This window comes from Microbacterium stercoris, from assembly GCF_017592545.1.
Classification (GTDB): Bacteria; Actinomycetota; Actinomycetes; order Actinomycetales; family Microbacteriaceae; genus Microbacterium; species Microbacterium stercoris.
Window position 1 is genome coordinate 610,811 of sequence record NZ_JAGFOA010000001.1, and the last position, 11,907, is coordinate 622,717.

An 11,907-nucleotide genomic window follows, 5' to 3' on the forward strand; every position below is an offset into this window, starting at 1 on the left:
GTCAGACCGACGCCTTCGGCTCGGCCAGACGCGACCAGCCCTCGCTGATCACGCGGCCATAGAGCGTGTCGGGATCGAGCCGACGCAGCTCCTCCGCGAGGCACTCGCGCAGCGAGCGCCTCGGCAGGTGCAGCTCGTGGTGGGGCTGGCCCGGTTGGGTCAGCCGCGCGGTGGCCTCGTCGGAGCGCTCGAGCAGGATGTCTCCGCTCGCGCGCGTGAGGCGCACCGAGTGGATGCCGTGGTCCCACACCGAGGGCTCCTCGTACTGCCAGTCGACCGGCAGCTCCAGAGCAAGGCCCAGCCAGGCGGCCAGCAGCGCGGTCGACGGGGACGTCGAGGCGCCGCGAACCGTGACGGCGGTGACGGGCTCGTACGGCGGCTGATCCAGCACCGCAGCGAGCTGCTCACGCCAGTGCGTCAGACGCGTCCACGCCAGGTCGGTGTCGCCGGGGGTGTAGGTGCCCTCGAGCTTCGCGAGCAGCTCGGACGGCTCCGGGGCCGTCGAGGAGTCGGTGATGCGACGCTGGGCGATGCGGCCGAGTGCGGATGCGCCCGGGTTCTCGGGGGCATCGCTCGGCCACCAGGCGACGACCGGGGCATCGGGCAGAAGGAGGCCGGTCAGGAGCGTGAGCTCGTTGCCTGCAGCCTTTCCCGTGGCCTCGAGGATGATGACCTCGGACGCGCCCGCATCGGATCCGACGCGGATCTGGGCGTCGAGACGCGCCTCGCCCGCCGTGTCCGTGACGAGCACGATGACACGCATCGGGTGCTCACGCGACGCGTCGTTGGCCGCCTCGATCGCCGCCTCCTCGAAGCCCTTGTCCGACTTGATGACGAGGGTGAGCACACGACCGAGGGCGACCGCGCCGCCCTCTTCACGCGTGTTGACGAGCTGGCGGGCCACCTTGCTGACGGTGGTGTCGGGCAGATCGATGATCACGGGCGCCTCCAGACGCGGCCGTCGCGGGCAAGGAGCTCATCGGCCGAGGGCGGGCCCCACGAACCGGGGTCGTACTGCTCGAGCGGTCCACCCTGCTCCGCCCAGAACTTCTCGACGGGGTCGAGGATCTGCCACGACAGGTCGACCTCCTCGTGACGCGGGAAGAGCGGCGGGTCGCCGAGCAGGACATCCAGGATCAGACGCTCATAGGCCTCGGGGCTCGCCTCGGTGAAGGCGTGGCCGTAGCCGAAGTCCATGGTCACATCGCGCACCTGCGTGCCGTACCCCGGCACCTTCGAGCCGAAGCGGATCGTCACGCCCTCATCGGGCTGGACGCGGATCACGAGGGCGTTCTGTCCGAGCTCCGAGGTCTGACCGAAGAGGTGCTCGGGGGCCTTCTTGAACACCACGGCGATCTCGGTCACACGACGGCCGAGGCGCTTGCCCGACCGCACGTAGAACGGCACACCCGCCCAGCGGCGCGTGTTGATCTCGAGCTTGATCGCGGCGTACGTCTCCGTCGTCGACTGCGGGTTCATCCCGTCCTCGTCGAGGAAGCCGATGACCTCCTCGCCGCCCTGCCAGCCGCCCGCGTACTGACCGCGGGCTGTCGCGACCGACAGATCCTCGGGCAGCGTGACGGCGGCGAGCACCTTCTCCTTCTCGGCACGGAGGTGATCCGCGGAGAGACTGATGGGCTCCTCCATCGCCGTGAGGGCGAGGAGCTGCAGGAGGTGGTTCTGAATGACATCGCGGGCAGCGCCCACGCCGTCGTAGTAGCCCGCGCGACCACCCACGCCGATGTCCTCGGCCATGGTGATCTGCACGTGGTCGACGTAGTTGCGGTTCCAGATCGGCTCGTACAGCTCGTTCGCGAAGCGCAGGGCCAGGATGTTCTGGACCGTCTCCTTGCCGAGGTAGTGGTCGATCCGGAAGATCGCGTCGGCCGGGAAGGCGGCCTCGAGCGCGTTGTTCAGCTCGCGCGCCGTGGCCTGGTCGTTTCCGAACGGCTTCTCGATCACCACACGACGCCAGCGGTCGTCGTCCGCGTTGTCGTCCACCAGTCCCGAGTCCAGCAGCTGCTGAGCCACGACGGGGAACGCCTTCGGCGGGATCGACAGGTAGAACGCGTGGTTGCCCATCGTGCCGCGTTCGACATCCAGGCGGTCGACGGTCTCGCGCAGCCGGCGGAAGGCCTGCGGGTCGTCGAACTCGCCCTGCACGAACCGGATGCCCTGCTGCAGCTGCTGCCAGGTCTCCTCGCGGAACTCGGTGCGTGCGTACTGCTTCACGGCATCCCGGACGACCTCGGCGAAGTCCTGGTCCTCCCAGTCGCGACGCGCGAAGCCGACGAGCGCGAAGCCCGGCGGAAGCAGGCCGCGGTTGGCGAGGTCGTAGACGGCCGGCATCAGCTTCTTGCGGGAGAGGTCACCCGTCACGCCGAAGATCACGAGGGCACTGGGCCCCGCGATCCGGTTCAGTCGACGGTCGGCGGGGTCGCGCAGGGGGTTGACTCCCCGCGCGACCTCGACCGTCACTGTGCCGCCTCGAAGAGCGCGAGGACCTCGGTCTGCGGGTCCGTGAGCGTGAGCGTCACGACCGGGCGGCCGGCAGCGCTGAGCACGGCGGCATCACCGGCGGCCTGAGCCTCGATGAGCTGGCCGAACGTGAAGGGACGCTCCGGGATCTCGACGTCCACCTCCGTGCGCTCCGTGATCTGGAGGAACACACCCTGCGCCGGACCGCCCTTGTGATACTGACCGGTCGAGTGCAGGAAGCGCGGTCCCCAGCCGAACGTGGTGGGGCGACCGGAGTCGGCGGCGACCATCTCACGAAGACCCTGCAGCTGCGGGATCTCGAGCCGGTCGACGTAGGCCTGGATCGACACGTAGCCGTTGTCGGCCAGCGTCGCCCAGAGCGCGTCGAGCACACCCTGGATCGTGCCGCTGGCGGCGAGGGCGGGATCGCTCACGCGCACCTCGACGCCCTCCTCGACGAAGGCCGGAGCCGTGGGCTCCGGACGCGCGTCCAGCAGGCCGCGCGCGGCCACCTTGGCCGACTCGACGTCGGGCTGGTCGAACGGGTTGATGCCGAGCAGGCGGCCGGCGATCGCCGTCGCGTACTCCCACACCACGAACTGAGCGCCCAGCGAGCCGCTGACGAGGATCTCACCCGGGTGGCGGTGCGCGACCTCTTCGGCGTCGTCGACGATGCGGACGATCTGCAGGTCGGCCGGCTTCGACTCGAGCTCGGGGGAGACCGGCAGCAGGACGACGGGCAGGATGCCCGTGCCGAGCTTGCCGGTCGACTCCGCGATGAGCTGCTCGATCCAGTCCGGCAGACCCTGGATGTGGGTGCCGTCCTCGATCAGGCCGAGCTTGTCGCGACGACCCGCGCCGTCCGGCGTCTTCGACGCGGCGATGGCCGCAGCGAGGACGAGGGCCGGGTTCTCGGGGGCGTCGATGGCGACCTCGAGGAGCGAGGCCTCCGCCTCGTCCAGGAGCTCGTCGATGTCGACGCCCGAGAGGCCCGACGGCACCAGGCCGAAGGCGGTGAGGGCCGAGTAGCGGCCGCCCACGTTGGGGTCGGCGTTGAAGACGCGGTAGCCCGCCTCGCGCGCCGACGCATCGAGCGGGGAGCCCGGGTCGGTGACGACGATGATGCGCTCGGTGGGGTCGATGCCCAGGTCGGTGAACGCCGCCTCGAACGCACGACGGTGCGAATCGGTCTCGACCGTGGAGCCCGACTTCGACGACACCACGAGCGCGGTGCGCGCGAGGTCGCCGTTCAGGGCCGCGAGGATCTGGCCGGGTGCGGTCGAGTCGAGGATCGTCAGGTCGACGCCCGCGGTGCGGGTGATGACTTCGGGCGCGAGCGACGAGCCGCCCATGCCGCCCAGCACGAACCGGTCGACGCCCTTCGCCTTGAGCTTGTCGCGCAGCGCGACGATCTCGGCGACCAGCGGACGGGACACCGAGACCGCCTGGATCCAGCCGAGGCGGATCGACGCCTCGGACTCGGCCTCAGGGCCCCACAGCGTGGAGTCGAGGTTCGTCAGGCTCGACGCGACGAGGTCGCCGATCAGGACGGGCAGCTGCTCCGCGACCGCGGCCTCGGGAGCGCCCGAGACCCGGATCGAGAAGGTCATGCCTGGGTTCCCTTCGCACTCTCGAGTGCGCTGGCGACCGTCGCCTGAAGGTCGTGCCACGAGGCGATGAACTTCGACACACCCTCGTCCTCGAGCGTCTGGGTGACGTCGGTGAAGTCGATGCCGAGGTCGGCGAGCTTGGCGAAGAGCTCGTGCGCCTCGCCATAGGCGCCGGTCACGGTGTCGCCCTCGACGACGCCGTGGTCGAACGTGGCGTCGAGCGTCTTCTCCGGCATGGTGTTGACCGTGCCGGCGGCGGCGAGGCCGGTGACGTAGAGCGTGTCGGGCAGCGACGGGTCCTTGACGCCCGTCGAGGCCCACAGCGGACGCTGCACGTTGGCGCCGGCGGCGATCAGGTCGGTCGCGCGCGACTCGGCGAAGCGCTGCTCGTAGAGCTCGTAGGCGAGTCGCGCGTTGGCGAGGCCGGCCTTCGAGGTGAGGGCCTTGGCCTCGTCGGTGCCGAGCGCCAGGAGGCGCTTGTCGACCTCCGTGTCGACGCGCGACACGAAGAACGAGGCGACCGAGTGGATCTTCGACAGGTCGATGCCTGCATCGCGGGCCTGCTCGAGACCGGCGAGGTAGGCGTCGATGACCTCCGAGTAGCGCTCGAGCGAGAAGATCAGCGTGACGTTGACGCTGATCCCGGCACCGATGACCGCGGTGATCGCCGGGAGACCGGCCTTCGTCGCGGGGATCTTGATGAGCACGTTCTCGCGGTCGACCTCGGCGTGCAGCTCCTTCGCCTGGGCGATGGTGGCCTCGGTGTCGTGGGCGAGGTCGGGGGAGACCTCGATCGACACACGGCCGTCGACGCCGCCCGTGGCGTCGTAGATCGGGCGGAAGATGTCGCAGGCGTCGCGGACGTCGGCGGTGGTGATCGCGAAGATCGCGTCGTCGGCGGTCGCACCCTTGGCTGCCTGTGCGGCCACGGAGTCCTCATAGCCGATGTGCGCGGTGATGGCGCCCTGGAAGATCGTCGGGTTGGTGGTGACACCGGTGACGTTCTTCTCGGCGATCAGCTGAGCGAGGTTGCCCGAGGTGATGCGGGTGCGGGACAGGTCGTCGAGCCAGATGCTGACGCCGAGGGCGGACAGCTCTGCGGTGGGGGTGGTGCTCATGCGTTCTCCTTGATGGTCTCGCGAGCCGCGGCGACCACGGCCTCGGCGGTGAAGCCGAACTTCTCGAACAGGGTCTTGTAGTCGGCGGAGGCGCCGAAGTGGTCGATCGCGATGGAGCGTCCCTTGTCGCCGGCCACGGCGTGCCACGACAGAGCCGAACCGGCCTCGACGGTGACGCGCGCGGTGACGGCGGCGGGGATGACCGACTCGCGGTACGCCTCGTCCTGCTCGGCGAACCACTCGAGCGAGGGCACCGAGACGACGCGGGCGTTGATGCCCTCGGCGGCCAGGGTCTCGCGCGCCGTGACGGCGAGCTGGACCTCGGAGCCCGTGGCGATGAGCAGCACGTCGGGCGTGCCGTTCGGGGCCTCGGCCAGCACGTAGGCGCCCTTGGCGGCGAGCTTGGCGGAGCCGAAGACCTCGCCCGAGGCCTCGCCCTCGCCGCGCGCGAACACCGGGATGTTCTGGCGCGTGAGCGCGATGCCGGCCGGGCCGCCCCGGCGCTTGAGCATCTCGAGCCACACGACCGCGGTCTCGTTGGCGTCCGCGGGGCGGACGATGGCGAGGTTCGGGATCGCGCGGAGCGTCGCGAGCTGCTCGATCGGCTGGTGCGTGGGGCCGTCCTCGCCGAGCGCGACCGAGTCGTGGGTCCAGACGAAGATCGTCGGGATGTCCATGAGCGCGGCCAGACGCACTGGGGGACGCATGTAGTCGCTGAAGATCAGGAACGTGCCGCCGAATGCGCGGGTCTTGCCGTGCAGGACGATGCCGTTGAGGATCGAGCCCATCGCGTGCTCGCGGATGCCGAAGTGCAGCACACGGCCGTACGGGCTGCCGCTCCACTCGTGCGTGGACCACTCGGCGGGGATGAACGACTTGGCGCCCTTGATGGTGGTGAGGTTCGACTCGGCGAGGTCGGCCGATCCGCCCCACAGCTCGGGGAGCTGCGCGGCGAGGGCGTTGATGACCGTGCCGGACGCGGCGCGGGTCGAGACGTCCTTGCCGGCCTCGAAGACCGGGAGAGCCGACTCGATGTCGGCGGGCAGCTCGCCCGCCTCGAGGCGGTCCCACAGCGCCTTGCGCTCGGGGTTCGCGGCGGCCCACGCGTCGAAGGACTTCTGCCACTCGGCCCGGACCTCCGCGGCACGCTCGGCGAGACCGCGGGTGTGCGCGATCACGTCGTCAGCGACGGCGAAGCTCTGCTCCGGGTCGAAGCCGAGCACCTGCTTGGTGGCGGCCAGCTCGTCGGCGCCGAGAGCGGAGCCGTGGATCTTGCCGGTGTTCTTCTTGTTGGGCGCCGGGTAGCCGATGACCGTCTTGAGGATGATCAGCGAGGGCTTCGACGTCTCGGCCTTCGCGGCCTCGATCGCGGCGTAGAGCGCGGGGACGTCCTCGACGTACTCGCCGGTCTGCTTCCAGTCGACGACCTGCACGTCCCACCCGTAGGCCTCGTAGCGGCCCTTGACGTCCTCGGTGAAGGCGACGTTGGTGTCGTCCTCGATCGAGATCTGGTTGGAGTCGTAGATCGCGATGAGGTTGCCCAGCTGCTGGTGGCCCGCGAGCGAACCGGCCTCGCTGGTGACGCCCTCCTGGAGGTCGCCGTCACCGGCGACGACGTAGACGTAGTGGTCGAACGGGCTCTCGCCCGCCGGGGCCTCGGGGTCGAACAGGCCGCGCTCGTAGCGGGCCGCGTAGGCGAAGCCCACGGCCGAGGCCAGACCCTGGCCGAGCGGTCCGGTCGTGATCTCCACGCCCTTGGTGTGGCCGTACTCCGGGTGCCCGGGCGTCAGCGAACCCCAGGTGCGAAGCGCCTTGAGGTCGTCGAGCTCGAGGCCGAAGCCGCCGAGGTAGAGCTGCACGTACTGCGTGAGCGACGAGTGTCCGGCAGACAGGATGAAGCGGTCGCGACCGGCCCAGTTCGTGTCCGTCGGGTCGTGGCGCAGCACGCGCTGGTACAGGAGGTACGCCGCGGGAGCGAGGCTCATCGCCGTTCCCGGGTGGCCGTTTCCGACCTTTTCCACGGCGTCCGCCGCAAGGACGCGGGCCGTGTCCACAGCGCGCTTGTCGATCTCATCCCAACGCAGTTCCGTCACCGGATCGCCTTTCAGTGGTGGGGTAAATCACGCCGGCGCGGTGCTCAACGGATCGTGGATCTCGGGGGCACGCATCACGGCGCGGGTGTTTTCCCAGCATACCGCCGGGCATAGGGGACCAGAGGCGGCCCGTGACGGAGCATGACAGGCGCTTTCACGCGCTCTGCGACGACGTGGTGACGAGGGTGTATCGGCTCCTTCACCACGGGGACGCCCTCACGGTGAGGAGGATGCGGGCGCGTCCGTGCGTGCGGGGCGGATCCGGATGCGCATGCCCTAGAATCGAGAGGTCGTTCCCGAGGTCTGAAAGAGGTAGAGCATCGCCATGTCGACGATCGCACCGGAGACCTCGAAGCCGACGGGACTCGGGCGCAGGGTGCGCGCCTATGTGGCGCTGACGAAGCCGCGCGTGCTCGAGCTGTTGCTGGTGTCGACCGTTCCCGTGATGTTCCTCGCCGCGAACGGGCTTCCCGACCTGTGGCTTGTGCTCGCCACCGTGATCGGCGGCTCGCTGAGCGCGGGCTCCGCGGCCGCGTTCAACATGTACATCGATCGCGACATCGATGCGCACATGCAGCGGACCGAGAACCGGCCGATCGTGACGGGGGAGATCACCCCGCGCAATGCCCTGATCTTCGCGTGGACGCTCGCGATCGTCTCCACGATCTGGTTCCTGCTGACCACGAATCTGCTCACGGCTTCGCTGTCGGCCGGCGCGATTTTCTTCTACGTCGTGATCTACACGATGATCCTCAAGCGCCGCACCGAGCAGAACATCGTCTGGGGTGGCATCGCCGGCTGCTTCCCGGTGCTGATCGGCTGGGCGGCCGTGGCGAACTCGCTCGACTGGGCGCCGTTCATCCTCTTCCTGCTGGTGTTCCTCTGGACGCCCCCGCACTACTGGCCGCTGTCGATCAAGTACGCGGCCGACTACGCGAACACCGATGTGCCGATGCTCGGCGCCACCCGCTCGGGTGTGCAGGTGGGCCTGCAGATCATCCTCTACGCGTGGGCGACGGTCGCGTGCTCGCTGCTGCTGATCCCGGTGGCCGACATGGGCCTGCTGTACATCGCATCCGCGCTGGTGCTGGGCGGGTGGTTCCTCTACGAGTCGCACCGTCTCTACAACCGCACGGTCAAGGGACTCGTGGCCGGACCGATGCGCGTCTTCCACGCGTCGATCACCTACCTGACGCTGCTGTTCGTCACGGTGGCGGTCGACCCCCTGCTTCCCTTCTGATCGGGAGCGCGTGGCGCGGCGTCTCGCCGACCGTCGACGCGCCGAGGGCGCTCTGCCGCGCGAAGAGGCCCGCCGCTAGCCTGTCGGCATGTTCTCCTATGACCCGTACGCAGAGCTCGCGACGCTGCGCGACTTCGCCCCGCTGACGCTCACCAGCACGGACATCGCCGAGGGACAGCCGCTGCCGCGCGCGCAGTGGGGCGCCGGGGGCGGAGGCTCGGACACGTCGCCGCAGCTCAGCTGGAGCGGCGCTCCGGAGGGGACCAGATCGTTCGCCCTGTCCTGCTTCGATCCGGATGCGCCCACCGGCTCGGGTTTCTGGCACTGGGCGGTCTACGACATCCCGCTCGATGTCACGTCGGTCGCGACCGGCCAGAACCCTGCCGGCAAGCTGCTCCGCAACGAGACGGGCGTGCCGGGCTTCATCGGCGCGGGCCCGCCTCCCGGCACCGGCACGCACCGCTACTTCTTCGTCGTGGACGCCCTGGATGTCGAGCACCTCGACATCACCGAGGACGTGACTCCCGCGATTCTCGGGTTCCAGCGGCACTTCCACTCGCTCGCGCGGGGTGTCCTGGTCGCCACGGCCACCGCCGACGACTGATCCCGCCGCGTCGCGCGGCCTGTTGTCAGTCGGCGGAGACGGGACGCTTCAGGCGCAGGACGACCACCGTGAACACCGCGGCCGACACTCCCGCGAGCACCATGTGGACGCCGACGAGGAGCTCGGGCAGGCCGTTGCGCGCCTGGATGATGCCCACGATCACCTGCACGGCGATCACGGCGAGCAGGGCCAGCAGCCAGCGAAGCGGACGCAGGCGCAGCCGCAGGGCCGCCGCGGTCAGGGCGAGGGTGAGGGCCAGCAGCACGTAGCCGGGCCACGAGTGCACGTGCGCGAGCACGGTCGCATCGAACCCGGTGCGGATCACGTTGGGATCGCCGGAATGCGGACCGTTCGAGGTGGTCAGCACGCCGGCGCCGATGGTGGCGACCAGGGCGACCGAGGTGACGTGCGTGAGGATCGCGAACCACTTCGGCACCGCACGCTCGCGCGGACCGGGGGCGTCGTATGCGCGCACGAGATACGCCGCCGTCAGCACAACGAGTGCGACCGAGCTGGCGTAGTGGAAGCCGACGATGAACGGATTGAGTCCGGTGAGCACGGTGATGCCGCCGACGAGACCCTGTGCCACGACGCCGATCACCACGAGCCAGGACAGGATGAGCAGGTCGCGCCGGGCGGGTGCGGTGCGGACCGTGACGACGGCAGCCGCGATCACGGCGGCCAGGGCGACGGCGACACCCGCGACGAAGGATCCGCTCACGGCGATCGTCGCGCCGGCGAGGACGACACCGCCCAGGGCGAACCACCCGGTCCGGATGAGCTCACGGCGCGCGCGGATGTGCAGCAGGGTGAGCACCAGCACGGCCAGCGCGAGCAGCCCCACGACTCCGGTCATCGTGCGGTTGCCGAACTCGATGAATCCGTGGATGCCGAGCTCGGGCGTGGGAACAAGCGACTCAGGTGTGCAGAGCGGCCACTCGGAGCAGCCGAGGCCGGAACCCGTGAGGCGCACCGCGCCGCCCGTGCCGATGATGATGACCTCGGCGATGAACGACAGCCAGGCCAGCACGATCAGCGCGGGACGCACACGCTCGGCGGTGCGAGCCGGGTTCGCGGGGGCGAGAACGTCTGCGGACATGACCGTGGAGCCTCCTGGCGGTACCCCGTGAGACAGGTCCGGGGCGGCCCGATGAAAGGGCGGAACCTGTAGAATTCGGGAAGAGCTGCGGATGCGCGCGAGAAGCCTCGCCGCGCCGCCAAGTCTAGGCGCGAGTTTCTACGCGTCTTATGTGAAAGGCCCACCACGGCTGAGAGCGCTGGCATCCCCAGCGCGTCGCCGGGGCGGCTGACACCGTCTGAGGCCTGATGAGGAGAGTGTGACGCCATGTCCGATGTGCTGATCGACCGCCCCGAGCTCGAAGGTCTGGGGGTGTACGAGTTCGGCTGGCACGACGCGGATGCCGCCGGAGCCAGCGCGAAGCGCGGTCTCAACGAGAACGTGGTGCGCGACATCTCGGCCCTCAAAGCCGAGCCCGAATGGATGCTGAAGACCCGTCTGAAGGGTCTCGACCTGTTCGGCAAGAAGCCGATGCCGACCTGGGGCGCCGACCTCAGCGATATCGACTTCGAGAACATCAAGTACTTCGTGCGCTCCACCGAGAAGCAGGCCCAGTCGTGGGAGGACCTTCCGGAGGACATCCGCAACACCTACGAGAAGCTGGGCATCCCGGAGGCCGAGCGTCAGCGCCTCGTCGCCGGCGTCGCGGCGCAGTACGAGTCCGAGGTCGTCTACCACCAGATCCGCGAGGACCTGGAGGAGCAGGGCGTCATCTTCATGGACACCGACACCGCGCTGCGCGAGCACCCCGAGTTCTTCGAGGAGTACTTCGGCACCGTGATCCCTGCGGGCGACAACAAGTTCGCCGCGCTCAACACGGCCGTGTGGTCGGGCGGCTCGTTCGTGTACGTGCCCAAGGGCGTCCACGTGGAGATCCCGCTGCAGGCGTACTTCCGCATCAACACCGAGAACATGGGTCAGTTCGAGCGGACCCTGATCATCGCTGACGAGGACTCGTACGTCCACTACATCGAGGGCTGCACGGCCCCGATCTACAAGTCGGACTCGCTGCACTCGGCCGTCGTCGAGATCATCGTGAAGAAGAACGCCCGCGTGCGCTACACGACGATCCAGAACTGGTCGAACAACGTCTACAACCTCGTCACCAAGCGCGCCGTGGCGCACGAGGGCGCGACGATGGAGTGGATCGACGGCAACATCGGCTCCAAGGTGACGATGAAGTACCCCTCGATCTTCCTGATGGGCGAGCACGCCAAGGGGGAGACCCTCTCGGTCGCCTTCGCCGGTCCCGGGCAGCACCAGGACGCCGGCGCGAAGATGATCCACATGGCGCCGTACACGCAGTCGTCGATCGTCTCGAAGTCGATCGCCCGCGGCGGCGGTCGTGCCGGCTATCGCGGCGAGGTCCGCGTCGACGCGAACGCTCACCACTCGGCCAACACCGTCCGCTGCGACGCGCTCCTGGTCGACTCGATCTCGCGTTCCGACACGTACCCGGCGATCGACATCCGCGTCGACGACGTGCAGCTCGGCCACGAGGCCACGGTCTCCAAGGTCAGCGAGGAGCAGCTGTTCTACCTGCAGTCGCGCGGCATGCCCGAGGACGAGGCGATGGCGATGATCGTGCGCGGCTTCATCGAGCCGATCGCGCGCGAGCTGCCCATGGAGTACGCCCTCGAGCTGAACAAGCTCATCGAGATGGGCATGGAAGGATCGGTCGGCTGA

At 69.2% G+C, this 11,907-nt stretch carries 9 protein-coding genes; 3 read left to right on the forward strand and 6 right to left on the reverse strand.

Features of this window, described 5'->3' with window-relative positions; all coding sequences use genetic code 11:
- Position 1: 1 nt before the first annotated feature.
- From J5V96_RS02770 to tkt, 5 genes are read right to left on the reverse strand one after another with little or no spacing between them, the layout of a single operon-like run.
- Positions 2-940: a glucose-6-phosphate dehydrogenase assembly protein OpcA gene (locus J5V96_RS02770; RefSeq protein WP_208500105.1), complete on the reverse strand. Its 939-nt coding sequence runs from the start codon at positions 938-940 to the stop codon at positions 2-4.
- Complete coding sequence (gene zwf, locus J5V96_RS02775) at positions 937-2,478, reverse strand: glucose-6-phosphate dehydrogenase (RefSeq protein WP_208500106.1); 1,542 nt, start codon at positions 2,476-2,478, stop codon at positions 937-939. Before zwf ends, J5V96_RS02770 begins: the two co-directional genes overlap by 4 nt.
- Entirely contained in the window at positions 2,475-4,088 is a 1,614-nt protein-coding gene (locus J5V96_RS02780; RefSeq protein ID WP_208500107.1) for a glucose-6-phosphate isomerase, read from the reverse strand. Before J5V96_RS02780 ends, zwf begins: the two co-directional genes overlap by 4 nt.
- Entirely contained in the window at positions 4,085-5,206 is a 1,122-nt protein-coding gene (gene tal, locus J5V96_RS02785) for a transaldolase (RefSeq protein WP_208500108.1), read from the reverse strand. Before tal ends, J5V96_RS02780 begins: the two co-directional genes overlap by 4 nt.
- Positions 5,203-7,299, reverse strand: a complete 2,097-nt coding sequence (gene tkt / locus J5V96_RS02790) for a transketolase (RefSeq protein ID WP_208500109.1) — start codon at positions 7,297-7,299, stop codon at positions 5,203-5,205. The genes tal and tkt overlap by 4 nt, the downstream gene beginning before the upstream one ends.
- Positions 7,300-7,624: 325 nt before the next feature.
- Here tkt and J5V96_RS02795 point away from each other — a divergent pair, with 325 nt between their 5' ends.
- Positions 7,625-8,539: a heme o synthase gene (locus J5V96_RS02795; RefSeq protein WP_208500110.1), complete on the forward strand. Its 915-nt coding sequence runs from the start codon at positions 7,625-7,627 to the stop codon at positions 8,537-8,539.
- A gap of 88 nt (positions 8,540-8,627) precedes the next feature.
- Positions 8,628-9,143, forward strand: a complete 516-nt coding sequence (locus J5V96_RS02800) for a YbhB/YbcL family Raf kinase inhibitor-like protein (RefSeq protein WP_208500111.1) — start codon at positions 8,628-8,630, stop codon at positions 9,141-9,143.
- Positions 9,144-9,168: 25 nt separating this feature from the next.
- Here J5V96_RS02800 and J5V96_RS02805 read toward each other — a convergent pair whose 3' ends face one another.
- The gene (locus J5V96_RS02805) at positions 9,169-10,242 is read right to left on the reverse strand and encodes a COX15/CtaA family protein (protein ID WP_208500112.1); all 1,074 of its coding nucleotides are present in this window, start codon (positions 10,240-10,242) and stop codon (positions 9,169-9,171) included.
- 246 nt (positions 10,243-10,488) lie between these two features.
- On the opposite strand from J5V96_RS02805, the gene sufB reads away from it, so the two are divergent.
- Positions 10,489-11,907 carry a Fe-S cluster assembly protein SufB gene (gene sufB, locus J5V96_RS02810; RefSeq protein WP_208500113.1) on the forward strand — a complete coding sequence of 473 codons (1,419 nt, stop codon included), beginning with the start codon at positions 10,489-10,491 and terminating at the stop codon, positions 11,905-11,907.